This window comes from Mucilaginibacter sp. Mucisp86, assembly GCF_047324315.1.
Taxonomy (GTDB): domain Bacteria; phylum Bacteroidota; class Bacteroidia; order Sphingobacteriales; family Sphingobacteriaceae; genus Mucilaginibacter.
Genome location: NZ_CP168503.1, coordinates 4,092,527 through 4,118,397, shown reverse-complemented (window position 1 = coordinate 4,118,397; position 25,871 = coordinate 4,092,527). Strand labels below are relative to the sequence as shown.

Here is a 25,871-nt window from a genome sequence, read left to right as displayed (position 1 = left end):
ATTCAACTAAATAGCTTTATCACTAAAGGGGATGCTGCAGCTCCCCTTTAGTGGTTTTGAACATATCTACGCCTATGATAAAAAGAATACCTGTTACCGTACTGTTTCTTTTTTTATGTTTCAAAGTGTCATGGTCACAAAAACGCATGAGCGATGAAACTATCAGTTCCATTTATAAGGCTTCTCTTCCAGCTCTCCAAAAGACTTCATTAAAACAATATTATCTCGTTAAATTTAAAGATCCGGCACATATCGACAGCCGCAAATACAACATTTTAAAACGGATTTCCTACAATTACTACATCGTATCATCGGCTTCAGCCATCAAAAACGATGCTAATATCATAAGCAACAACACTGCCTCCTCCCTCTGGAAAGCTTCGGATAACCTTGCAAAAAACTGGAAACAACATCCGGGACGTACGCAATCTATAGAGGTTTCGGTTACTACTATTAATGACATCGTCATTAATCACATCAAAAACTCCGGAATTATTACCGGCCAAACGGGGAACCTCATACATCTCGACATTAAATTAGAAGACCTCCCTGCCTTACTACAACAGGACTATATATTATTTGCCAATGAGGTGCGCAAGCCTCATCAAGAACTTGCCATTAGTGATATCGACCTCGGTTTAAATACCATGTCGGCCATAAAGGCCGATTTTCCAGGTACAACCGGGCTCGGCATTAATGTATCTGTAAAGGAAGACCGCTATGATAATGATCTCGACCTGTTGGGCCGTAGCTTCACGTCATTCAAAACAGCCGATATCACTTCAGGGCATGCCACCACTATGGCAACACTTATAGGCGGCAACGGAAACTCATACATTAAAGGTTTAGGGACAGCACCCGAAGTAAGCTTCACCTCATCATCATTTGAGCAATTAATGCCTGATAGTACCCCAATTTTCAAATCGTACAATATCTCGGTGCAAAATCACTCGTACGGTACGGGCATTGAAAATTATTACGGAGCAGAAAGCGCGGCTTATGATCAGCAGATCTTTGAAACCGACTCGTTGGTGCACATATTTTCATCGGGTAATATCGGCAACTCCGCACCTGAAAGCGGGGTTTATAATGGTATAAGCGGAGTAGCGAATCTTTCCGGTGATTTTAAGCAGGCTAAAAATGTACTGGTAGTAGGTGGAACTAACAGAACAGGCGATCCCGAGTCCTTAAGCTCGGCCGGGCCAACGTATGATGGCCGCATTAAACCCGAACTGATAGCCGATGGCGAGGATGGCACATCGGGGGCAGCAGCCCTGGTATCGGGCACAGTTGCATTGTTACAACAGGCTTATAAAACACAATACAAACAGCTGCCATCTGCCGCGCTCATAAAAAATGTGCTCATCAACACGGCAGATGAGGTAGCTGCACAGGGGCCGCAGCATAAAACGGGCTATGGCTCCCTGAATGCACTCGAAGCCTTGCGAACTATCAATGAAAAACGTTTTATTGCCGGCTCAGTTACCAATGCCGCACAAACAGATTATGCTATAACAGTCCCCCTAAATTGCAGGGAACTTAAAGTTTCATTAGCATGGAATGACCCTGCAGCACCTGTTAATGCAGCATCGGCACTGGTGAATGACCTCGACCTTACCGTCACCACACCATCCGGGCAGCAAATTTTGCCATGGGTACTCAGCAGCTTCCCTTCTGCCGATTCGTTAGCTGCCCCGGCAAAAAGACAGGTAGATACCCTGAACAATACAGAACAGGTAAGTTTACATAACCCGGCAGCAGGCACCTATATAGTACATATTAAAGGTCGCAGGGTTACTGCCGGTACACAAAAATTTTATGTTGCCCACCAGGAGGTAATAGCAAACCGGTTTGAATGGATCTACCCATCGGCCGGCGACCAGCTTTTTGCCGGCGAGGATAATTATTTGAGATGGCACAGCTCATTCAACACAACATCGGGCACTATAAGTGTCAGTTTTGATCATGGCCTTACCTGGCAACCTGTTAGTAACGTTACCTTAAAAAACCGCTACTATACCTGGGCAACACCCGATGTTTTCACTAAGGCCATACTTAAAATGGTTATTGGCAACCAGACTTTTACAAGCGCCGAGTTCAGCATCTCCAAACCGCTTACCCTTGATGTTGGTTATAATTGCAGCAATGGCACCCTGCTACAATGGAAACCACAGCCGGGCAGTACAGGCTATACCGTTTATACTATTAAAAACAACCTGTTACAAAAGTTTGCCTCAACTGCCGATACCAGTATCATTATATCTGCACAACAACAAACCTCTACCTATTTTGGCGTGAGTGCTACCGGCAATGGCTTTGAAAGTATAAAAAGCTACACAATTGATGCTACCACGCAAGGCGTTGGCTGTTATGTAAAAACCTTACTCGCCAATGTGGTTAACAATACCGTTGTGCTTAATCTTGAATTAGGCAGTGTTTATAATCTTAAATCCATCACATTAGAAAAAACAAATTCCTCAGGCCAATACATTACTTTAAACACTATACCACTTACCACAGCTATTAGTTATCAGTATACCGATAATAATCCCCGGCGGGGAAAACAATATTACCGGGCAAAGCTTATCACCACCACTGGCGATATCATTTACTCCAACATTGCCGATGCCACTTATTTACAGCCGAACCAGTTTGTAATTTATCCCAACCCAGTTGCCGGACAAATCAATATCCTGAGCGGCGACATTAATAACTACGAATTTAAATTGTACGGTACCGATGGCAGGTTAAACATGGTTAAAAGCATTAATGAGCTACAAAATACCATCCCGGTAAAGCTCATAGCAGGTGTTTATATTTATACAATCGAACTAAATGGCAAAGTGGTTTATAATGGTAAATTGATAAAGATTTAAACCATTCCTACCGAAATCAGGCGGAGGCAAATCCACAAAAAAAGCCTGCTTCAAAAGAAGCAGGCCTTAAAATATATCAACCCATTCCTCTCCGCCAGCTGGCGGAGGCCGGGGTTATGAATCTATCTTAGCGTATTTAGCGTTGCGTTCAATGAACTCGCGGCGCGGCGCTACTTCATCACCCATCAGCATGCTGAAGGTATGGTCGCACTCGGCGGCGTTTTCAATGGTGGCACGTTTCAGGGTACGGGTTTCGGGGTTCATGGTAGTTTCCCAAAGCTGGATATCGTTCATCTCACCCAAACCTTTGTAACGCTGTACATGTACGCTGTCTTCCTTACCGGCACCTTTAAGACGCTGAATGGCGGCATCGCGCTGTACATCGTTCCAGCAATATTCATACTCTTTACCTTTTTTTACCTGGTAAAGTGGCGGCGAAGCAATGTATACATAACCGGCCTCAACCAGCTCCTTCATATAGCGGAAGAAGAAAGTAAGGATCAGCGTAGTAATGTGCGAACCGTCCACGTCGGCATCCGTCATGATGATGATTTTGTGGTAACGGAGTTTGGTTAAGTTAAGGGCTTTATCATCTTCAGGCGTACCACGGCTAACGCCCAAACCGGTAAACATGTTCTTGATCTCTTCGTTTTCGTAAATTTTGTGCTCCATGGCTTTCTCCACGTTCAGGATCTTACCACGTAATGGTAAAATAGCCTGGTACTCGCGGTTACGGCCCTGTTTGGCGGTACCACCCGCCGAGTCACCTTCCACAAGGAATAACTCGCAAAGGGTTGGATCGCTGTTGGCACAATCCGACAGTTTGCCCGGCAAGCCAGAGCCTGTCATTACACTCTTGCGCTGTACCATTTCGCGTGCTTTACGGGCGGCGGCACGGGCAGTAGCGGCAAGGATCACTTTATTTACAATCAGGCGGGCTTCTTTAGGGTTTTCCTCAAGGAAGTTACCCAGGATTTCGCCAACTGCTATGTCAACCGCACCCATTACTTCGTTGTTACCCAACTTGCTTTTGGTTTGACCTTCAAACTGCGGCTCCTGTACTTTTACCGAGATAATAGCCGTTAAACCTTCGCGGAAGTCATCACCGCTGATCTCAACCTTAACGTTTTTCAGCAAGCCTTCTTTATCAGCATAAGCTTTCAGCGTACGGGTTAAACCACGACGGAACCCCGCAACGTGTGTACCTCCTTCAATGGTGTTAATGTTATTTACGTAAGAAAAAACGTTTTCGCTATAAGTATCATTGTATTGCAGGGCCAGCTCAACCGGAATACCTCCTTTATTACCATCCACATAAATTGGTTCAGGAATGATAGAGGTACGCGTACCGTCTAAAAACTTAACAAATTCGCGTAAACCACCTTCAGAGAAAAACACTTCCGAGCGGAAAGTTCCGTCTTCCTGGGCTTCACGCTCATCAGTCAAACTCAGGCGGATGCCTTTGTTCAAAAATGAAAGTTCGCGTAAACGCGCAGCAAGAGTATCATATTTATACTCGGTAGTTGTAGTAAAAATTTCCGGGTCGGGCTGGAAAGTTTGGATGGTACCTGTTTTCTCAGATACACCTATTTCCTTAACATCAAACATAGGTTTGCCACGCTCATACTCCTGGGTAAAGATCTTACCTTCACGATGTACAAGGGTCCTGACATGGGTTGACAGCGCGTTAACGCAACTTACACCCACACCGTGCAAACCGCCCGATACTTTATAGGTATCCTTGTCAAATTTACCACCGGCGTGCAAAACGGTCATTACAATTTCAAGCGCCGATTTACCTTCTTTTGTATTGATACCCGTAGGGATACCACGACCGTTATCTGATACGGTTATGGAATTGCCAACATGTATAGTAACTTTTATATCATCGCAGTAACCGGCAAGGGCTTCGTCGATAGAGTTATCAACTACTTCATATACAAGGTGGTGCAAACCTTTAACGCCTGTATCGCCAATGTACATCGACGGACGCTTGCGCACCGCCTCTAAACCCTCTAAAACCTGTATGTTATCTGCTGAATAATTGGATTTATCCTGAATTTCTTCGCTCATATTTATTTAATGAAACAATCTTCAAAATTACAAAAAATACCCCGAATTAACGATTTTTTGTGGATAAAAGTACAGTTGTGGAATAGATTTGGAAGCATTAAATTAATGTTGCCTTAATACCATTTCACATAATGGTTTGTTTGAAGCCGAATTTTGAGAATTAAAGAATTTATAGAATTTGTTGCCCTTTAAACTCAGCTAATTCATTAATTATCAAAAATTAAGTCCAGAAATTCCGAAATCGAAAATCCGATATTCTAAATCAATAATGGCGTTGCCTGCGGCCCGGGCTGTACGTTCATACGCCTGCGGGCATTATGCTCATTGGCCGGTATCCACTTCCATCCCTAACGCAAATTTGTATACCATAAAAACTTGAGGTAAAAAAACTTTTGCGGCTTTGCGCCTTAGCGTGCAAAAACATCACTCTCAATAATGGCCGCTATAAACATATATGCACATTTATACATTCAAAATCTGCACATCCGAAATCTGCATATATGATTAGGATACTTGCAATGAAAGATTATCTTTGTCAAAATTTTATAATATTTTTCAGATTGACAGAATGAAAACCAGTGCTTCAGTTTTAACCAAACTTACTTTAGGATTAGCAATTGCAGGTAGCGTTGCCGCCTGTACTCAAAATAAAACTGCCGATAAACCGGCTGCTACTGCAACCACAGCAACTCCTGATAAAGAAACCATCGTTTACGTAAACTCTGATTCTTTATTAAACAAGTACGATTACTTTAAGGATATGTCAAAACGCCTTGAAGATAAAGGCAAAGCATCTCAAACCGACCTGCAAAACCGTGGACAGGCATTTCAGCGCCAGGTTGCTGAATACCAAAAAAATCAGGCTACTATGCCGGCCGATCAGCGCCAGGCTACTGAGCAGCAGTTACAGCGTAAACAACAGGAGCTGCAAGGTTACTCTCAAAATGCAGGTGCCGAATTTCAAAATGAGCAAGCTTCTGAAAATGCAAAGTTGTATGATAAAATTGCCGATTTTGTAAAAACTTATGCAAAAGAAAAAGGCTACAAACTGGTGTTAACTTATTCAAAAGCTAACCCAACTGTATTATATGGCGATCCATCTTTAGATGTTACCGTTGACGTTGCTAAACGTTTGAACGAAGCTTACGCTAAGGACAAAAAATAATACTTGATTTGAAAATTTGATGATGCGGCAATTTGAAAATTACTTATCATCATCCAATTTCCAAATTGACACATTTTCAAATTAAAAATTCGACAATGAGGTAATTTGAATATTACCAGCCATTTTCAAATATTCAAATTGACACATTTTCAAATTAAAACCTCAACTTCGGTTGAGGTTTTTTAATTTAGGGCATATGGAAAATACGGCACACGAAAAATTTATGCGCATAGCCATTGAACTGGCCGAAGACAATGTAAAGCGCGGAATGGGCGGCCCTTTTGGGGCAGTCATAGTTAAGGATGGCATGATAGTAGCCCGTAGCGCCAACCGTGTTGTACCCACTAACGATCCTACGGCACATGCCGAGGTGTCGGTGATCCGCCTGGCCTGCCAGGAGCTGGAGACCTATAATTTAGCAGGCTGTGAAATTTATACCAGCTGCGAACCCTGCCCCATGTGCCTGGGTGCCATTTACTGGGCCCGGATTGATAAAATTTATTACGCCAACACAAAAGCCGATGCCGCAGCAATTGGTTTCGACGACCACTTTATTTATGACGAGCTGGAAAACCCTATGGATAAACGTAAACTTCCGTTCGTGCAGATCCTGCGGGATGAAGCGTTAACTGCCTTTAAACTTTGGGAAACAACTGAGCACAGGGAGCATTATTGACCGGGATTGGGGGGATTTGCCGGATTAATAGGATTTCAATGCAATAGCTAAGTATGGATTTTTTGCAGAGCACCTGCAAAGCAAATCCTATAATCCTAAAAATCCGTTTAATCCTGGTTCAGACAGCTACTCTTCTTCCTGCTCCTCAAAAAAATTATCTTTCAGGTCATCAATCTCACGCCTTTCAAGCTTTGTAGGCCTGCCGGTGCCGCGGTCACGTTTCAGTACCGGGGCGTGGAACATTGATTTAAAGGCCTGGGTTTGTTCAACAGGGGTTATATCTTCATAAAAATTAACAGCAGTTTTGGCGTCAACCCGGTTTTCGAGCAGGCCGGTTACCTTCACTACTTTACGCTCAATGCCTTTGGCAACATGGTAAACATCACCAATTTTTACTTCGTACGATGGTTTGATGTTTTTACCATCCAGTTTTATACGGCCAGCCTTACAGGCATCAGAAGCCAGTGTACGTGTTTTAAAAACGCGGATGGCCCACAGATATTTATCTATTCTCAGTTTCTCTTTTTCGGCCATTTATCAGTTCCTTTCATATTTATCGTCCAGGCGTCCGGCCAATTCGTCGATGTCATTTTTACGGGCAATCATAAGCATCCAGTGTTCGGGAATACTTTCAAAGCCATAAAGTAAACCAGCCAATCCACCGGTAACGGCTGCAGTTGTATCAGTATCGAGCCCCAAATTTACAGCTTTTAACACAGCTTCACTATAGTTTGATGTGGTTAACAAACACCAAACCGCCGCTTCAAGTGTATGCAGTACATAGCCAGTACTTTGGATTTCATTTATAGGATGCTTATAGATATCGTCATTCAGCAACCAATTAAACAAAGCTAACTCATCGCGGTTAATAGTAGTTCCTTCTAAAAACAATCTCACTTCAGTATTTACCTCGTGATAAACAGCCATCGCGTCGGCATTAGTGAGCAACTTTCGGGCAAATTCCAGGTAATAAAAACAAGCAATTACAGAACGTACATGTCCGTGGGTTATAGATGATACTTCTTTTGTAAAGATAAACCGCTCATTTAGTGGCTTATCTTTAATATAAAATAACAAAGGCAAAATCCGCATCAATGAACCATTACCGTTTGATGATTCATCAAACCCGCCAGCTAAATCTGGCCTCACTTTTCGTAAAACACGTTCAATTGAGGCACGGGTAGCAATGCCAACATCAAATACCTCTCCGCGTGCAGTCCATTGGTTATCGTACAACCAGTAAACAAAGCTGTCAGCTATTTTTTGCAGGTCGTAACCGTCTGCCAAAACATCGGCAAGACAAAAAGTCAATGAGCTATCGTCTGACCAGGTACCAGGCAACTGATCATGAGTGCCAAAACCTATTATGTCTGTCACTGGTTTTTGCGCGATGCTTTCTCTCGATCTAAATTCTACGGGTACCCCAAGCGCATCACCTATGGCTACACCAAAGAGCACGTCCTTATAAAAATTTCGCTTTGCAGTCATAAACGCTAATTAACGCAACATTTTTAATATGCCGGCAAATCAACAATGGCAAAACTATACTCTTTATAACTTACTTTGGCAGGTCCCGTTTTACAAATTTACGATACAGGTATTCGGCATAACCTACACTGATATAATCGGGAAATTTCCAGTTGGGATAGTAGCGTTTTTTGATACTTTTAAGTGTGCCGAAAAACAAAACGCCTAAAATAAGCAACAATGCCATGCTAAGTAAAATAATGGCAAATAGTACAAGTGGGGTCATACTTTGGGGATGGGGGTTATAGTGATAAATTAAAGGGTAAAAACTTGCTATGTTAATTTCTTATTATTTAAACAATGCGTTTATACGCTATATAATACATCAATGTTTACCGCTCCGATAACTTATTTACCTAAAAATACAATACAAGTAAAAAAATAAGCCTCCCCGACACTCGCTGTCCGGAAGGCCTTGACACCTAATTAGTTTAAACGTTGGTTTTCGTTTATATAAAATTAAGGCTTACTTAACGTTTTTTATATAGCCATTAACTGATTGTCCGGATATTGTATACATGTGTGTAAAACAAAGCACTGCAAATCAAAATAGTATACGGAACGTATCAATTATACCCACTTATTTCCCGATTAGGGCGTCAAATTAAAGATAACCGCAGCATAATTCAATTTGGATTACCATCATTTGTTTCCAAATCTGTATTGAACCTTCCCAACCTTTACACTCCATGATATACAATCTTTTAAAATATATTTCCTTAAAATTCCTTTAATTTGCCAAAAGTTTAATTTCACCAATGCAAGATCTTAAAAAACTAATTGAAGAGGCCTGGGAAGACAGGAACCTGCTTAACTACAATGAATATACCAACGCTATCGAAACCGTTATCGACCGGTTAGATAAAGGCGAAATCCGTGTTGCCGAACCAATTGGCTCACGCTGGCATGTAAATGAGTGGATTAAAAAGGCGGTTGTTTTGTATTTCCCAACCAGGCAGATGGAAGAAATTAAAACCGGTCCTTTTGTTTTTCATGACAAAATGAAACTCAAAACCGATTATAAACAAACCGGCGTTCGCGTGGTACCTCACGGCATTGCCCGTTACGGTGCCCACCTGGCTAAAGGTGTTATCATGATGCCATCATATGTAAACATTGGTGCTTATGTTGATGAAGGCACCATGGTTGATACCTGGGCTACTGTTGGTTCATGCGCGCAGATTGGCAAACACGTACACTTAAGTGGTGGCGTTGGCATTGGCGGTGTATTAGAGCCATTACAGGCCGCTCCGGTTATTATTGAAGATAATTGCTTTTTGGGCTCACGTGCTATTGTTGTTGAAGGCGTACATGTTGAACACGAAGCCGTATTAGGTGCAAACGTGGTATTAACAGCATCAACAAAAATTATTGATGTCACTCACAGTACCCCGGTTGAATATAAAGGCCGTGTACCTGCACGTTCAGTGGTAATTCCGGGTTCATATACCAAAAAGTTTGCCGCCGGCGAATACCAGGTGCCTTGCGCCCTGATCATCGGTACTCGTAAGGAATCAACCGATAAAAAAACGTCATTGAATGACGCCCTGCGTGAAAATAACGTAGCGGTATAATTTAGATATGAGATATCAGATGTGAGATATGAGATTTGCATGGTGAACATACCAGCAATTTCCTTATTCACATCTGATATTTTTCCTCTGAGAATGCAGCATTTCTCACGTCTCATATCTAACATCTCATATCTAAAAGCATGAAGATAGGATACGATGCTAAACGGGCTTTTTACAATAACACCGGCTTAGGCAATTACAGCCGCTGGTTAATTAAAGGCATAGCTTCGCTCAACCCGTCCAATACTTTATACTTATATACGCCAAAGGCAAAAGCCAATCCCCGGCTTAATTTTATTGGTGGTTATCCCAACATCCAAACCGTTACGCCAAAAAGCAAATGGTTTACCTCCTGGTGGCGCAGCAAGGGAATTATTAAAGATCTTAAACGCGATGGTGTTGAATTGTACCATGGGTTAAGTCACGAGCTTCCTTCGGGTATCGGGCAAACAAACATCAGGTCGGTTGTTACCATGCATGATCTCATCTTCATGCGTTATCCCAAACAATTCGGTGCTGTTGATTATCGCATTTACCTCGCCAAGGTTAAACATGCCTGCAAGGTTGCCAACGAGATCATCGCCATAAGTCAAAAAACAAAAGACGACGTAGTTGAACTGCTCGGCATCGATCCTAAAAAAATTGAAGTGATTTACCAGGGATGTGACCCTTCGTTTGCGATTGAACAAACTGCTGAACAAAAGTCGGCAGTAAAAGAAAAATACCATTTACCCAGCCGCTATATATTGAGCGTTGGAACAATTGAAGAACGTAAAAACCAGCTGTTAACAGTTAAGGCTTTAAAAAATGTAATCGATGATATACCTTTGGTTGTAGTTGGTAAAGAAACCCAATACATTGAACAGGTTAAAGCATATTTAACAGCCAATAATTTAACCCACCGGGTAATATTTTTAAAAGACGTTACTTTTGCAGAGTTACCTGCTGTTTATCAGCTGGCATCAGTATTTGTTTACCCTTCCAGGTATGAGGGCTTTGGAATTCCGATTTTAGAAGCACTAAACTCTGGTGTACCGGTAATAGCGGCAACATGCTCCTGCCTTGAAGAAGCCGGCGGGCCCGATAGCCTTTATATTAACCCGGATGATGATGCCGGATTAGCCGAAAAACTAAACCAGGTACTTAGTGATGATGGCTTAAGGCAAAACATGATAACTAAAGGCCACACTTACGCTGCCAATTTTACAGATGATAAACTAAGCCTGCAATTAATGCAGCTATACCAAAATATTTTGAACCATGCTTAAAGAAGAAGTAGCCAAAGCTTTAAAAGTTGTGCAAGAAGGCGGTATTATTCTTTACCCCACCGATACCATTTGGGGTATAGGCTGTGATGCAACCAATACCGAAGCTATACAAAAAATTTACCGACTTAAACAGCGAGATGAGGCCAAAAGCATGATCATTTTGCTGGATACCGACAACAAACTGGAAAGCTACATCAGCGAAGTAAACCCGCTGGCCTTTGAATTGATTGAGTATGCCGAAAACCCTTTAACATTAGTAATGCCCGGCGCCAAAAATATTTCGCCGGCTTTAATTGCCGCAGATGGTAGCATCGGGATCAGGGTTGTAAAAGATACTCCTTTTTGCCAGCAGCTAATTCAGCGTTTACGCAAACCATTGGTGTCAACATCGGCCAATATCAGCGGCAAACCTTCGCCGCAGTATTTTTCACAGATAGACCAGGAAATCATTGATGGTGTTGATTATGTTGTTGATTTGGAACAGCATAGCAAAGAAATCAAAACACCATCAACCATCATGAGGCTGGCCCCGGATGGCAGGTTTGAGTTTTTGCGAAGATAGAGATCAGAGGTTGGAAATCAGAGATTAGGATTAACCGGCCAACATGTAAAAGGCACTACTGAACCGCTGTCGGAAGTTTCCAACTTCTGGCCATTATGCCTGTAGTTTGTAACTACAGGCTGCATAGTTTCTAATTAATCTTACCTTTGTACCCTTATTAGCGTTTTTAAGCATCCAACTATGCAGCAACACCTCAGGCATCCCGTATTTTCTGTAATATCCCGTTTGGCGGGCGAACAAAATGTACAGGCTTATGCCATAGGTGGTTTTGTGCGCGATATTTTCCTCAACCGCCTCTCGAAGGATATCGATATCGTAATTATTGGCAATGGAATAGCTTTTGCCGAAGCTGTTGCCAACACGCTTAAAGTTAAACTGGCGGTTTATAAAAACTTTGGTACAGCTTCGCTCAAATACCGCGATCTGGAGGTTGAGTTTGTTGGCGCCCGTAAGGAATCATATCGCCGCGACTCGCGCAAGCCTATTGTGGAGAACGGCACTTTGGAAGATGATCAGAAACGCCGCGACTTTACCATCAACGCGCTGGCCATTTCGCTGCACCCGGATACTTTTGGGGAGCTGCTTGATCCTTTTAACGGCATTGCCGACCTTGAAAACAAGCTAATACGCACGCCGCTTAATCCCAACGAAACCTTTTCTGACGATCCGTTGCGTATGATGCGGGCCATCAGGTTTGCTACACAGCTCAACTTCCGTATAGATGACATTGCCGTTGAAGCCATTAAAACTACTTCCGACAGGATCAGTATTATATCGCAGGAACGTATTACCGATGAGCTGAACAAGATCATCCTGGCGCCGACGCCGTCCATAGGCTTTAATTACCTGTTTGATACCGGACTGCTGCATAAAATTTTCCCGCAGATGGTTGCCCTTTACGGGGTTGATTATGTGGATGGCAAAGGCCATAAGGATAACTTTTACCATACCCTGCAGGTACTCGATAACATCTGCGAAACCACCGACGACCTTTGGTTGCGCTGGGCTGCCATATTGCATGACATTGCCAAGCCAGCCACCAAACGTTTTGAACCCGGCCACGGTTGGACCTTTCATGGCCATGAAGACCGGGGCGCACGCATGGTGCCCAAGATCTTTGCCCAGCTTAAGCTGCCGCTAAATGAAAAAATGAAACAGGTGCAAAAACTGGTTCAATTGCATTTAAGGCCCATAGTGCTTTCGCAATCAATAGTTACCGATTCGGCAGTGCGGCGTTTGCTTTTTGAGGCAGGAGATGACATCGAGGCATTGATGTTGTTGTGTAAAGCAGACATCACTACTAAAAATGAATATAAGGTTAAAAAATATCGTAACAATTTTGAGCTTGTTCAACAAAAATTAAAAGATGTTGAAGAGCGCGATAGCATCCGCAACTGGCAACCGCCGGTTACCGGTAACGATATCATGACCATGTTTGGTATAAAAGAAGGCCGCGAGGTTGGAATAATCAAAAATCAGATCCGCGAGGCCATACTGGAAGGCGAAATCCCAAACAATCGCGAAGCTGCGTTAAGCTTTACTATAAGCAAAGGCCTGGAAATTGGCTTAAAAGTTGTGACTAATCCAAATTAAATTAAAACATTATTATTTTTGTCCAAAATCTACGATAAGCAATGGCAGTATACAGGTTCAGGGTTACTTTTGAAGACTACGATGACGTTACGAGAGAAATTGATGTAAAATCAAATCAAACTTTCGAAGATCTTCACCGCGCAATTCATCAGTCAACCGGTTATAATCCGGAATTTTCTTCATCATTTTATATCAGCAATGATCAGTGGACTAAAGGTGAAGAAATAACTTACCTGCCTAACCAGAGGCGTATTGACCGTGGCGTTTCATTAATGAATAAAGTAAAACTGTTAAGCTTTATTGATGATCCGCACCAAAAATTTTACTACACGTTCAATTTCGACCGCCCGTTTGATTTTCATGTTGAACTGATGAAGATCATTTTAGATGAAACACCGGGCACTACTTACCCCGCCGTTGTGAAATCAGTTGGCGAAGCGCCTAAACAATTCGGCAATGCATTTAACCCAACAGTTTTACCACCAACTACAGAGGATTTCGACTTCCTGAACGAAATGGCCTTTAACCCGGAAGACGCCGAAGATTTTTCGGAAGTTACGGATGCTGATGACATCCCGGAAGAAAAACACAGCGGCGGACATGAAGAAGAAGAGGAAGAAGATGAATTCGGCAATGAATTTAGCGACGACGAGGGCTTTGACGATGATGAAAGGCCCGGCAGAGGAAACAGTGACGATTATTAAACTTAGCACATGGTTCATAGTTGATGGTTCATGGCTTTTACTCAAGCCACATTTTAACCTATGAACTATGAACCATCAACTATGAACCCTCTTCCCCCCACACTTATCGTAATTGCCGGCCCCACAGCGGTAGGAAAAACAGCAGCAGCAATTAAGCTGGCACAGCACTTCAATACGGTAGTAGTTTCGGCCGATTCAAGACAGTTTTTCAGGGAGATGAGTATCGGTACTGCCAAACCTGATGAGAGCGAGTTAGTATTAGCCAAACACTATTTCATTAATTCGCATTCCATATCCGAAAGTTTTTCTGTTGGCGATTTTGAAAAGCAGGGCCTTAGCCTGTTAGATGAACTCTTTAAAGTACATGATAAGGTGATCCTGACCGGCGGATCGGGCTTATACATTAAAGCTATTTGTGAAGGCTTTGATGATTTACCCGTTGCCGATATTTCAATACGTGAAAAAATAAACCAGCAACTGGAAGAAGAAGGGATTATACCCTTGCAGAAAAAGTTAAAACAGGTAGACCCGGATTACTATACCCAGGTTGATCTTAATAACCCACAGCGCATCATCAGGGCGTTAGAAGTTTTTGAAACATCGGGTAAACCGTTTTCATCCTATCGCAACGCCACTGTAAATAAGCGACCGTTTAATATTATAAAACTGGCCCTTGATATGCCCCGCGAAAAATTATATGAACGTATCAACCTGCGCGTGGATCTGATGGCTAAACAAGGCCTGGTTGAAGAAGTAAAAGGCCTCCTGACCCATCGCCAGTTGAATGCTTTAAATACGGTTGGCTATTCAGAACTGTTCGATTACTTTGATGGCAAGATCAGCCTTGAGGAAGCGCTGTTGCTTATAAAGCAGAATACCAGGCGCTTTGCCAAAAGGCAGCTTACCTGGTTCAGAAAAGATAAAGATTTTATTTGGTTTGATGCCGATGCTCCCGATGTTATCGATCAGATGATCAAAACAATTGAAACACCGGCATAAATTTATTGTGGCAATAAGCTTTGCAGGTATTTGCCGTAACCGCTTTTAGTGTATTTATTAACCAATAACTGCAGCTGATCGTCGTTAATAAATCCGCGGCGATAAGCAACTTCCTCAATACAACCAATTTTTGTCGACTGTCGTTTTTCTATTACGCGCACATATTCGGTTGCATCACTCAACGAATCAAAGGTACCGGTATCTAACCAGGCTGTTCCTTTATCCATTACGCCAACGTGCAAATTGCCCTGCTCAAGATAAAATTTATTAACATCGGTAATTTCATATTCACCACGGGGCGATGGTTCAAGATCTTTGGCTATCTGAATTACCGAATTATCATAGAAATAAAGGCCCGGTACCGCAAATTTAGATTTCGGTTGCATAGGCTTTTCTTCAATTGACAATGCCCTAAACTCTGCGTCAAATTCAACCACGCCATAACGCTCAGGATCAGCCACATGGTAGGCAAAAATGGCAGCGCCATCAACGTCATTGAAGCTGCGGATCAATTCGTTAAACCCTGTTCCATAAAATATGTTATCGCCTAATATTAACGCTACTTTATCATTGCCAATAAATTGTTCGCCGATAACAAAAGCCTGGGCAAGTCCATTGGGTTTTTCTTGTATAGCATATTCAAATTTACAGCCCAATTCAGTACCATCTCCTAAAAGACGTTTAAAGCCCGGATTATCTTCGGCGGTAGTAATGATCAATATTTCCCTGATATCAGCCTGCATTAAAACAGACAGCGGATAGTAGATCATCGGTTTATCATAAATAGGCATCAACTGCTTGCTTATAGCCCTGGTTATAGGGTATAAACGTGTACCTGAACCGCCTGCTAAAATAATTCCTTTCATAGATATATATGTTTTGGTATGCCTGTAAACGTATTATGTTATAATTATTGTTTAAACCTGTTAATTACTTTCAGCTAAAATAAATATTTTTTTCAGCTTTATGGTTTACGTAAAATATTACAGGTTTGTTTAAATTATGCCTAATTGCTATAACAAACTTCATGTGTTAAATTCCAAATAGATAGCACTAAAATTGGCATAATTGCGTATAATTGCAGTTTAAATGCAAAACTCTACTATTTAGGTGGGGTTAGCAGGGTTTTTATTGTTAAAATGCATAAATATTATCTTACTCATCTGCAGGAATTAGAATCAGAAGCCATTTACGTTATCAGGGAAGTGGTTGCACAATTTGATCGTCCTGCCATCCTGTTTTCGGGCGGGAAAGACTCTATTGTTGTAACACACCTGGCAAAAAAGGCATTCTGGCCGGCTAAAATCCCTATGCCGCTAATCCATATTGATACAGGGCACAACTTTCCCGAAACTATGGAGTTCAGGGATAAGCTGGTTGAAAACCTTGGTGTGCAGCTTATTGTTGGCTCCGTTCAGGAATCAATCAACAAAGGCCGTGCGGTTGAGGAAAGCGGTATTAATGCCAGCCGTAACGAGCTGCAGATAGTAACCCTGCTTGATACCATTGAAAGCCATAAAATAGATGCTGCTATAGGTGGCGCACGCCGAGATGAGGAAAAGGCACGTGCTAAAGAGCGTTTCTTTAGCCACCGCGATGAATTTGGGCAGTGGGACCCCAAAAACCAGCGCCCCGAGCTCTGGAATATCTTTAACGGCCGTAAACGTATGGGCGAACACTTCCGTGTGTTCCCGATTAGCAACTGGACCGAAATGGATATCTGGAACTACATTCTGCAGGAAAACATAGCCATACCTTCATTATACTTTGCACACCAGCGTAATGCCGTTTACCGCGATAATACCTGGCTGCCTGCATCAGAGTTTCTGCAGCTTCGCGAAGGCGAAACTATCGAAAACAAACTCATGCGCTTCCGTACCCTCGGCGACATTACCATCACCGGCGGTATTGAATCAGATGCTGATACGTTGGAGAAGATAGTTGCCGAAGTATCGGCCACCCGCAGTACCGAACGTGGTAACCGCAGTGATGATAAACGCTCGGATACATCGATGGAAGACAGGAAAAAACAGGGCTATTTTTAAATTTTGATTCATAAGTCTTCGAGCATCAGGCCCGGAGCAAAATTATACCACCACAATGGAATTATTACGTTTTACTACAGCAGGTAGTGTTGACGATGGGAAAAGCACTCTTATAGGGCGCTTACTGTACGATTCAAAATCCATCTTTGAAGATCAGATGGAAGCTGTAAAACAATCGAGCGAACGCAAAGGGCTTCAGCATGTTGATCTTTCATTACTAACCGATGGTTTACGTTCAGAACGCGAACAGGGTATTACTATCGATGTAGCTTACCGTTACTTTGCAACCCCAAAACGCAAATTTATTATTGCCGATACCCCCGGGCATATCCAGTATACCCGTAATATGGTAACAGGCGCTTCCACCGCTAACCTTGCGTTGGTACTTATTGATGCCCGTAAAGGTGTAGTTGAGCAAACCTGCCGCCACTCATTCATTGCATCGTTGTTAAAAATACCTCACATTATTGTTTGTGTAAACAAAATGGACCTGGTTGATTACAGCGAAGAAGCTTTTAACAAAGTAGTTGAGCAATACGAAGCTTTTGCTGCAAAAATTGATGTTAAAGATATCCGTTTTGTACCTATCAGTGCTTTAGCCGGTGATAACGTTGTAAACGACTCAGAAAACATGCCATGGTACAAAGGTGAAAGCTTGCTGCATACGCTGGAGACGATCCACATAGCCAGCGATGAAAACCACTCAGACGCACGTTTCCCGGTTCAAACCGTTATTCGCCCACATGCCGATGAGTATCATGACTATCGTGGCTATGCCGGTCGCATAGCAGGCGGTATTTTCAGGCCAGGCGATAAGATCACCGTATTGCCATCAGGCTTAACGTCAACTATCAAATCTATCGACACCTATTCGGGTCCGGTTGAGGAAGCATTTGCCCCAATGTCGGTTTCTATTACTTTAGCGGATGATATTGATGTAAGCCGCGGTGATATGCTTGTAAAAGACGATAGTGAACCACAAGTGAGCCAGGACCTTGATGCAATGATTTGCTGGATGGCCACACGTAGCCCACGCCCGGGTGCTAAATATCACCTTAAAACCACTACCCGCGAGGTAATGTCGATCATTAAAGAAGTTTATTACAAGCTGGACATTAACACACTTGAGAAACAGGAAGAAAATACTGATATCAAGATGAATGAAATGGTGAAGATCCGTTTACGTACTACCCAACCTGTAGTCTTCGATGAATATCGCAAAAACCGCATTACCGGTTCGTTGATCCTGGTTGATGAATCAACCAATGAAACCGTAGCGGCCGGAACGTTCTTGTAACCCCAGTATCCGAAAGGAGATTTTTGATTAAAATATTTTGCCCGATAATGTACCTGACTTGATCAGATTGTTATCGGGCTTTTATTTATATCAACCCGGCTTCTGCTACAACTAAGTAAGCACCAAAAACCGAAGAGATTTGATTTTTAACAGCCATCATTGCAATTACTTTGTTACAAATAAAAAAACTCCCGGTCGCTAAAAGTACCTTACTTTTGTTTATAATTTAAATACTTGATTTATTTGAAGATAACTTAATAACTGGTATTTTTATATAAATATTTTAAAATGAAAAACCTATCACTAATCCTGTTGCTCGGCAGCGTATTGATTGTTTTTTCCTGCAAAAAAGAGCATTCACAAACGCAGGATACCAGTAATACCACTGGTAAAAAATACAGTGTGACCTTTACTGTAGATAGCTCCAACGTGCAAACCAATGCTCTGAAAAGCAAACTACAAACAAACGCCAACACCGCTTCAAGTGCACCCCCCATAGGCCGACTGGCATATTTGGTCTATGATAATTCGGGTAAACTTGTTCATTCCCTATTTCAGGATACAAGCTCGAAAAATTTTGGTGTTATAAATGATGAATACCTCCCGGGAACATATACTGTAGTATTCGCGGCTACTAACACACGCTTTGATATAAATAGTTTTACTAACCTCTCTGATATCGGAGGAGCTAAAATTACTGGCCTAAATCAACAGATCGATCTTTTTTATAAAAAAGTGGCAATTACTGTCAGCAACTCTGCGATTAATCAACAGGTCTTGCTTGATCGGATTAACGGGAAGTTGCGACTGGTTTCACAAGATACAATTCCTCCCGACGTAACAGAAATTCGCGTTAGTTATATTTCATATAGCAGTTTTCTTCTTGATAAGGGTTTGATTGATGTTAATTCCACACTTTCAGATTCAATGGTCAAAGCTTTCAAGGCAAGTGATGTAGGCAAAAACTTAAGTATGGATGCCTTTTGTAATAACATCTATTCTCCCTTTTCAGTAACTATAACAACAACATCGGCAACCAAACAGCGCCCTCTTATCGCCATTAGCAACGTTGTGTGCCAAAGCAATAAGCTTACTATTTTAAGTGGCAAAGTTTTCAAAAATGCCGATCCAGAGTATAATAATGTGTTCCAAATAACACTTACCCCCGACTGGGGCCTGACAACCACAACTAAATTTTAATTGTAAGGCAACATTAATTTATCAGATAATGAGAAAGAAAATTAATATCATCATATTGCTTATTACGGTTGCTGCATTCTCCTGCAAAAAAGAGCATTCAAAAAGCGACCCAGGTTCACCTGATAATAAAGCGCATACAGTTACGCTAACTATTGACCCATCCGGCTTTTCGCAAAGTATTGGCAATAGCAACAAGCTAAAAGTAAACTCAACCGTAAACCCTGTTGATTTTAGAAATTATATTGATACCTTGTACATTAACTTTAACGACAAAGTATACACTTTCAGTACTAAAAATCTAACAACTATAAATATACCTTCTCAGCAATTATTTCCGGGTACCTATAAAGCCTTTGCAATGGGAGGAAAAAAGGGGTTACGCTTTTATGTTATCAGCGTTTTAGACGCTACTTATGATGGCCAATGGAAGGATTCATTTTGTGCTAATCAAAGTTTTACTGTTGCCAATTCGGATCTGACGGTAAGTTTGAATTTACAACGGGTTAATGCCGCTTTAGAGGTAATAATTCAGGATTCAATACCTAAAAACGCAAGCTACATTACGTTGGCTTTATCCAAGGAATATCATTATTATCTCCCTAAAGTTAACCTAGTTGACCAAAATGTCATTGATAATGCTTCGTGGGTAAATAAATACACAATTGCAGATAATCTTAAAGAGAAGCCGAACTTCACAATAGACCAAATAGTTTTAAACACTATTGCCCCCTTTAATTTAACTATTATTGCTTACGACGCAAGCAATAGGCCTCTCGCAACTAAAGTGATAAACAATGTTAAACTCGCAGTAAATCAGAAAGCCATCTTTACAGGCACCTTATTTGGAGGTGCTACGTCTAACAATACCGGTAGTAACTTTCCGGTTCAGGTTGATACTTCCTGGAATAGTGTACCTATACTCAAACCTTTTTAATAATTAAGCCGGCACAAACGTCATTTGCCACGTAACTGAGAGGGGCGGATAGAAAAAAGGGCCGTATCATAGATAAGTGATACGGCCCTTTTCATTTAAAAAAGCGAAAAAGTTTTTTATTTAGAGGATGCAAGTACTGCTAAACATTGCTCCAAACTATCCCTCCAATAAGGTATTTCAATCCCGAATGTAGTTTTGATCTTAGCCTTGTCCATTACTGAATATGCAGGCCGTTGCGCTCTCGTCGGAAACTCAGACGTACGTATCGGGAATACTTTAACATCGGTACCTGAAATATCGAAAATACCCTTGGCAAAATCATACCATGATGTTACACCTTCATTGCTGTAATGGTAAATGCCATATGCGTTTTTCCCGGATGCGATGATATCAAGAATTGCACCCGCCAGGTCGATAGCATAGGTTGGAGTGCCTACCTGATCTGCGATGATCTTAAGCTCGTCACGTTCGGCACCAAGCTTCAACATTGTTTTTACAAAGTTGTTACCATATTCTGAGTATAACCAGCTTGTACGAATGGTATAATACTCATCAATAATTTCAGCAATGGCCTGTTCGCCCTCCAGTTTGGTAAGGCCATATATACTGATGGGTTCGGCAGGGTCTTCTTCTGTACGTGGCAATGCTGCATCCCCCTTAAAAATAAAATCGGTTGAAATTTGTACGAGCGTGGTACCGTAGGTTTTGCATTGTTTGGCAAGATTAACGGCACCGGTTTTGTTAATGGCCCGGGCCAGATCAACGTCATCTTCTGCTTTATCAACAGCGGTATAAGCGGCACAATTAATAGCAAAGGTGGGCTTATATTTTTCAAAAACTATATCCAGCAAATCCTCACGCAGGATGTTTGCTTCATCTTCCGGCAAAAAATGGACATAATCTATTCCTTTTTGTTCGGCCACTTTTTTTAAACAGTTGCCTAATTGTCCTGATGCTCCAAATACGATAACATTTTGCATTTTTTGTGGTGTTATTTTTAAAAACATTGTACAATTAAAACCCAAAGTCGGGGACATCCTTTAAAAAGGGTAATTCAAGGTCCTTATCCGATACCAGCACATCAGTAACGCTCATGTTCCAATCAATATTCAGATCAGGATCGGCATAATGTAGCCCGCCTTCGGATTCTTTATTATAATAATTATCGCATTTATATTGGAACACAGCTTCATCGCTCAATACAATAAAACCATGGGCAAAACCGCGGGGAATGAAAAACTGATCGTTATTTTCTTCAGATAATACAACGCTATAATGCTGGCCATAAGTTGCCGAACCTTTCCTCAGATCTACCGCAACATCCAAAACCGCACCTTTGGTTACCCTGACAAGTTTGGCCTGCGCATGCGCACCTTTTTGCAGATGCAAGCCACGGAGCACACCTTTGGTTGAATAAGATTGATTATCCTGTATAAAGTCGATATCAAAACCGGTAGCGTCTGCAAATTTTTGCCGGTTAAATGCCTCAAAAAAATAACCGCGATCATCATTGAAAATGCGCGGCTTGATTAGTAAACATCCCTCAATTGGGGTTTGTATTATTGTCATTTATAATATCGTTATTAGTTTCACAAGGCTTATTGATGATTATCCCAACAACGAAGATAAGGGAAATAAAAATTTGGTTTCAGGTATTTTCCAATAAATGCTACGGTCAATAACAAACATCTAAAATCTATTATAAGCCAATGTTTAAAAGATTTAACGAGCAGCTACGTGTGAAAGTTTCACATTATTAAATTTAACTATTGCTAATAATACTATATTCAACAATATCTAAATCAACAGAAGCTGCATCAGCTTCGCCGGTCAATAACAGGACGGCTGCATTTTGAAGATTATGTTATTCTTTCTAAATATGCGCTCGCAAATATTTGCAGCTGTTATTTCAACAAACAATGTAAATTACAATATTTACTGTTTAGGCTACAGTGTTATTAAATGGCAGGACATTACGTTTAAAGTAGTTGGCTTTTACACCTTTAGTTTCAACTTTTACGGCAAAAATACTTCCACTTAAAGGATATTGGTCTAATTCATCGTCTGTCATCTCGACTGATGCTGTAGTTATAAAAAGCGTGTCCAAACTTTCGGTTCCAAATGCACATGAGGTGACCTTAGGAGCCGGAACATTTATTTTCTGAAGCAAACTGCCGGTTGCAGGATCAAACCGGGCAACACCAAAACCATCCCACAAAGCAACCCAAAGCATGCCTTCATTGTCGATAGTCATACCATCAGGATAGCCCATTGATTCCGGAATCTTAACAATAACTTTTCTTTGAGATAAATTGCCGTTGGCCGCATCAAAATTGTATTGCACTATCTCACCGGTGGGTGTATCTATATAATACATATAATTACCATCCAGGCTCCATGCGATGCCATTTGAGATGGAAACTCCTGTTACTTTTTCCTCTAAACTAAAATCATCTTTGATGCAATATAATGAGCTAACCTTCTCCACTCCATCCATCGATAATGTTCCAACCCAAAAGTTACCGGCCGGATCACATTTTCCATCATTAAACCGCTTATTGTGAATCAAATGAATATCAGTATTCAATTGGTAATGTATTGAACCGCTGTCGAGATCAAGGGCAGCTATACCGTCTTCCAATGCAACCAATACAAGTTTGGTATTTACAGGAACCACAGTACCGATCCTTTTAGGCGTAGGATAAGCCCTGTTAACAGCTTTAAGAGGGTCAAAAACATTGAAAGTTTTCCCTTCAATATCTACCCAGTAAAGACACTGTTTTTCAATATTCCAAATTGCGCCTTCGCCCAATTTTGCCTTAGCCTCATAAACCAGCCCGGCCGTTATTGTGGTATAGTCAGTACTCATTGTTTTTTATAATTATGGCTACCAATATTTTGTAGGGTAGCTATAATCTTATTTATTATAGTATGCGAAATCTTTATGGTTTATTTCCTGTTCGGGCAGAGATTTGAAATACTCGTAGGTAATTTTCAAACCTTCACTCCTTGATACTTTTGGCTCCCAACCTAATATAGCTTTGGCCTTAGTAATATCCGGACGACGCTGCTTAGGATCATCTGTTGGCAATGGCAAGCTAATCATTTGCTGATCGGTACCTGTAAGCTTTATGATCTCTTCTCCAAATTGACGGATTGTGATCTCGTCGGGATTACCAATGTTAACCGGCTGTACATAATCGCTATGCAGCAAGCGGTAAATACCTTCAATCAAATCATCTACATAGCAAAACGAACGGGTTTGAGATCCATCACCAAACATAGTTAATGATTCGCCCCTCAATGCCTGGCCAATAAATGCTGGCAATACGCGGCCATCATTAAGGCGCATACGAGGGCCGTAAGTATTGAAAATCCGCACTATACGTGTTTCCACACCATGGAAGGTATGATAAGCCATTGTAATAGCTTCCTGAAAGCGTTTTGCTTCATCATAAACACCTCTCGGGCCTACCGGGTTTACATTACCCCAATATTCTTCCGGTTGAGGGTTAATGTTAGGATCGCCATAAACTTCAGAGGTGGAGGCGATTAACATCCTTGCTTTTTTAGCGCGGGCCAAACCAAGCAGGTTATGGGTACCAAGTGAACCAACCTTCAGGGTTTGGATTGGAATCTTCAGGTAATCTATCGGACTGGCCGGTGACGCAAAGTGCAGGATATAGTGCAATTCGCCAGGCACGTACACAAATTTTGAAACATCATGATTATAGAATTCAAAATTTTCAAGCTTAAACAAATGCTCAATATTGCGCAAATCGCCTGTTATGAGGTTATCCATACCTATAACATGATAGCCTTCCTTTATAAACCTATCACAAAGATGCGATCCTAAAAAACCGGCTGCACCAGTTATTAATACTCTTTTACGTACTGCCATTATTTTTTAACGTTGAAAAAATTAATACGGTAGTTTCTTATTTTTTACCGATAGCCTGTACTATAAATCCTATGTCAGTCAGCTTATTTGTATCAAGTAAGTTTCTTCCATCAAAGATTTTAGCAGGCTTTAACATGCTATCATAAATTTTTTGCCAGTCATAATCTTTGAACTCGTCCCATTCTGTTAAAACAGCAATAGCATGAGCGCCCCTACAGGCTTCGTACGGATCGGTTACAACTTTAACCCCATTTCTATTTTCTTCCTGTGTTCGCGAAGCCAGATAATCAAGGTCGGCATAAACCTGGTCTTCTAAAACCTTAGGATCATAAACTGAAATATAGGCCTGTTCGTTAAGCAGGTGATCCGCAACATAGATAGCCGCCGATTCCCTTGTATCATTTGTATCCTTTTTAAAAGCCCAGCCCAGGAAGCTAATTTTTTTACCGTTAACTGTATTGTAAAGTTCCCGGATCATTTGGTTAGCGAATCTCTTTTTCTGATGGTCATTCATAATAATAACTTGTTCCCAGTAATCGGCCACCTCCTGTAATCCATAGCTTCTGGCTATATATACCAGGTTCAAAATGTCTTTTTGAAAACAAGAGCCTCCAAAACCCACCGAAGCTTTTAAAAATTTAGGCCCTATGCGGCTGTCTGTACCGATAGCCTTAGCTACTTCAGTAATATCAGCTTCTGTTTTTTCACAGAGCTCTGATAATGAATTTATTGATGACACGCGTTGCGCCAAAAATGCATTAGCTGTTAATTTTGACAGTTCCGACGACCAAACATTGGTGGTTAAAATCCGTTCTCTGGATATCCAATTAGCATAAACATCTACCAGTGCTTGTATCGCAATTTGTCCTTCAGGTGTGTTATCACCTCCGATTAAAACACGATCAGGTGCATCAAGATCCTCTACGGCAGTACCTTCTGCAAGGAACTCAGGGTTTGATAGTATCTGAAACTGAGATCCATTACCTGTATGGGTAAGAATATCTTTTATGGCGCTTGCTGTTCGTACAGGTAAGGTTGATTTTTCAACTATTATCTTATTATCCTTTGCTACCCGGGCTATCTGTCTTGCGCAAAGTTCAATCCATTTTAAATCGGCCGCCTGTCCTTTACCTGCACCATAGGTTTTTGTAGGTGTATTTACAGATATAAAGATCATTTGCGCGTCTGCAATGGCAGACTCTACCTCGGTAGAAAAGAAAAGGTTACGACCGCGGGCCTCTGCAACCACATCACTTAAACCCGGCTCATATACCGGAATTTTATTCACATCTTCATCATTCCAGGCAGCAATTCGCTGCTCGTTAAGGTCAACTACAGTTACTTTAATGTGAGGACATTTTTTTGCAATCATAGCCATAGTTGGACCGCCAACGTAACCAGCTCCAATACAGCAAATCTTAGTAATCTGGGGCATATTTTTAAGGTATTTTATAGGTAATATTTTAATTTATTAATA

23 protein-coding genes are annotated in these 25,871 nt (G+C 41.4%); 13 read left to right on the top strand and 10 right to left on the bottom strand.

Annotation, left to right across the window (positions count from 1 at the left end; genetic code table 11):
* Positions 1–74 precede the first annotated feature (74 nt).
* Complete coding sequence (locus ACEN9X_RS17505) at positions 75–2,876, top strand: S8 family peptidase (RefSeq protein ID WP_413666346.1); 2,802 nt, start codon at positions 75–77, stop codon at positions 2,874–2,876.
* A 114-nt stretch (positions 2,877–2,990) separates the two neighbouring features.
* On the opposite strand, the gene gyrB is transcribed toward ACEN9X_RS17505, so the two are convergent.
* Positions 2,991–4,949, bottom strand: coding sequence for a DNA topoisomerase (ATP-hydrolyzing) subunit B (gene gyrB, locus ACEN9X_RS17500; RefSeq protein WP_413666345.1), 1,959 nt, complete (start codon positions 4,947–4,949; stop codon positions 2,991–2,993).
* A gap of 568 nt (positions 4,950–5,517) precedes the next feature.
* On the opposite strand from gyrB, the gene ACEN9X_RS17495 reads away from it, so the two are divergent.
* On the top strand, positions 5,518–6,114 hold the full coding sequence (locus ACEN9X_RS17495) for an OmpH family outer membrane protein (RefSeq protein WP_413666344.1): 597 nt from the start codon (positions 5,518–5,520) through the stop codon (positions 6,112–6,114).
* 196 nt (positions 6,115–6,310) lie between these two features.
* The gene (locus ACEN9X_RS17490) at positions 6,311–6,790 is read left to right on the top strand and encodes a nucleoside deaminase (RefSeq protein ID WP_413666343.1); all 480 of its coding nucleotides are present in this window, start codon (positions 6,311–6,313) and stop codon (positions 6,788–6,790) included.
* A 126-nt stretch (positions 6,791–6,916) separates the two neighbouring features.
* Here ACEN9X_RS17490 and ACEN9X_RS17485 read toward each other — a convergent pair whose 3' ends face one another.
* The 3 genes from ACEN9X_RS17485 to ACEN9X_RS17475 form a co-directional block, all read right to left on the bottom strand.
* Positions 6,917–7,324, bottom strand: a complete 408-nt coding sequence (locus tag ACEN9X_RS17485; RefSeq protein WP_413666342.1) for an RNA-binding S4 domain-containing protein — start codon at positions 7,322–7,324, stop codon at positions 6,917–6,919.
* Between the two features lie 3 nt (positions 7,325–7,327).
* Positions 7,328–8,278, bottom strand: coding sequence for an ADP-ribosylglycohydrolase family protein (locus ACEN9X_RS17480; RefSeq protein ID WP_413666341.1), 951 nt, complete (start codon positions 8,276–8,278; stop codon positions 7,328–7,330).
* Between the two features lie 70 nt (positions 8,279–8,348).
* Complete coding sequence (locus tag ACEN9X_RS17475) at positions 8,349–8,543, bottom strand: hypothetical protein (protein ID WP_413666340.1); 195 nt, start codon at positions 8,541–8,543, stop codon at positions 8,349–8,351.
* A gap of 532 nt (positions 8,544–9,075) precedes the next feature.
* On the opposite strand from ACEN9X_RS17475, the gene ACEN9X_RS17470 reads away from it, so the two are divergent.
* From ACEN9X_RS17470 to miaA, 6 genes are all read left to right on the top strand, one after another.
* On the top strand, positions 9,076–9,891 hold the full coding sequence (locus ACEN9X_RS17470) for a 2,3,4,5-tetrahydropyridine-2,6-dicarboxylate N-succinyltransferase (RefSeq protein ID WP_413666339.1): 816 nt from the start codon (positions 9,076–9,078) through the stop codon (positions 9,889–9,891).
* A gap of 140 nt (positions 9,892–10,031) precedes the next feature.
* Positions 10,032–11,159: a glycosyltransferase family 4 protein gene (locus ACEN9X_RS17465; RefSeq protein WP_413666338.1), complete on the top strand. Its 1,128-nt coding sequence runs from the start codon at positions 10,032–10,034 to the stop codon at positions 11,157–11,159.
* Complete coding sequence (locus tag ACEN9X_RS17460) at positions 11,152–11,721, top strand: L-threonylcarbamoyladenylate synthase (RefSeq protein ID WP_413666337.1); 570 nt, start codon at positions 11,152–11,154, stop codon at positions 11,719–11,721. Before ACEN9X_RS17465 ends, ACEN9X_RS17460 begins: the two co-directional genes overlap by 8 nt.
* Positions 11,722–11,901: 180 nt before the next feature.
* On the top strand, positions 11,902–13,314 hold the full coding sequence (locus ACEN9X_RS17455; RefSeq protein WP_413666336.1) for a CCA tRNA nucleotidyltransferase: 1,413 nt from the start codon (positions 11,902–11,904) through the stop codon (positions 13,312–13,314).
* Positions 13,315–13,355: 41 nt separating this feature from the next.
* Positions 13,356–14,018 (top strand): IS1096 element passenger TnpR family protein, encoded by a 663-nt coding sequence (locus tag ACEN9X_RS17450; protein WP_413666335.1) that lies wholly within the window; start codon positions 13,356–13,358, stop codon positions 14,016–14,018.
* Between the two features lie 81 nt (positions 14,019–14,099).
* Complete coding sequence (gene miaA, locus ACEN9X_RS17445; RefSeq protein ID WP_413666334.1) at positions 14,100–15,017, top strand: tRNA (adenosine(37)-N6)-dimethylallyltransferase MiaA; 918 nt, start codon at positions 14,100–14,102, stop codon at positions 15,015–15,017.
* 2 nt (positions 15,018–15,019) lie between these two features.
* Here the strand turns inward: miaA and rfbA are convergent, their stop codons facing one another.
* The gene (gene rfbA / locus ACEN9X_RS17440) at positions 15,020–15,883 is read right to left on the bottom strand and encodes a glucose-1-phosphate thymidylyltransferase RfbA (RefSeq protein ID WP_413666333.1); all 864 of its coding nucleotides are present in this window, start codon (positions 15,881–15,883) and stop codon (positions 15,020–15,022) included.
* Positions 15,884–16,156: 273 nt separating this feature from the next.
* Between rfbA and cysD the strand changes: the two genes are divergently transcribed.
* The 4 genes from cysD (at position 16,157) to ACEN9X_RS17420 (ending at position 20,493) form a co-directional block, all read left to right on the top strand.
* Positions 16,157–17,062, top strand: a complete 906-nt coding sequence (gene cysD, locus ACEN9X_RS17435; protein WP_413666332.1) for a sulfate adenylyltransferase subunit CysD — start codon at positions 16,157–16,159, stop codon at positions 17,060–17,062.
* 55 nt (positions 17,063–17,117) lie between these two features.
* Positions 17,118–18,359, top strand: a complete 1,242-nt coding sequence (cysN, locus tag ACEN9X_RS17430; RefSeq protein WP_413666331.1) for a sulfate adenylyltransferase subunit CysN — start codon at positions 17,118–17,120, stop codon at positions 18,357–18,359.
* Positions 18,360–18,647: 288 nt separating this feature from the next.
* The gene (locus tag ACEN9X_RS17425; protein ID WP_413666330.1) at positions 18,648–19,559 is read left to right on the top strand and encodes a hypothetical protein; all 912 of its coding nucleotides are present in this window, start codon (positions 18,648–18,650) and stop codon (positions 19,557–19,559) included.
* Positions 19,560–19,587: 28 nt separating this feature from the next.
* On the top strand, positions 19,588–20,493 hold the full coding sequence (locus tag ACEN9X_RS17420; protein ID WP_413666329.1) for a hypothetical protein: 906 nt from the start codon (positions 19,588–19,590) through the stop codon (positions 20,491–20,493).
* Positions 20,494–20,609: 116 nt separating this feature from the next.
* Here ACEN9X_RS17420 and rfbD read toward each other — a convergent pair whose 3' ends face one another.
* The 5 genes from rfbD to ACEN9X_RS17395 form a co-directional block, all read right to left on the bottom strand.
* Entirely contained in the window at positions 20,610–21,500 is an 891-nt protein-coding gene (gene rfbD / locus ACEN9X_RS17415) for a dTDP-4-dehydrorhamnose reductase (RefSeq protein WP_413666328.1), read from the bottom strand.
* Positions 21,501–21,507: 7 nt separating this feature from the next.
* The gene (gene rfbC / locus ACEN9X_RS17410) at positions 21,508–22,062 is read right to left on the bottom strand and encodes a dTDP-4-dehydrorhamnose 3,5-epimerase (RefSeq protein WP_413666327.1); all 555 of its coding nucleotides are present in this window, start codon (positions 22,060–22,062) and stop codon (positions 21,508–21,510) included.
* A gap of 373 nt (positions 22,063–22,435) precedes the next feature.
* Positions 22,436–23,362 (bottom strand): SMP-30/gluconolactonase/LRE family protein, encoded by a 927-nt coding sequence (locus tag ACEN9X_RS17405; RefSeq protein ID WP_413666326.1) that lies wholly within the window; start codon positions 23,360–23,362, stop codon positions 22,436–22,438.
* Between the two features lie 48 nt (positions 23,363–23,410).
* The gene (locus ACEN9X_RS17400; protein WP_413666325.1) at positions 23,411–24,394 is read right to left on the bottom strand and encodes a UDP-glucuronic acid decarboxylase family protein; all 984 of its coding nucleotides are present in this window, start codon (positions 24,392–24,394) and stop codon (positions 23,411–23,413) included.
* 37 nt (positions 24,395–24,431) lie between these two features.
* On the bottom strand, positions 24,432–25,829 hold the full coding sequence (locus tag ACEN9X_RS17395) for a UDP-glucose 6-dehydrogenase (RefSeq protein ID WP_413666324.1): 1,398 nt from the start codon (positions 25,827–25,829) through the stop codon (positions 24,432–24,434).
* Between the last annotated feature and the right edge of the window lie 42 nt (positions 25,830–25,871).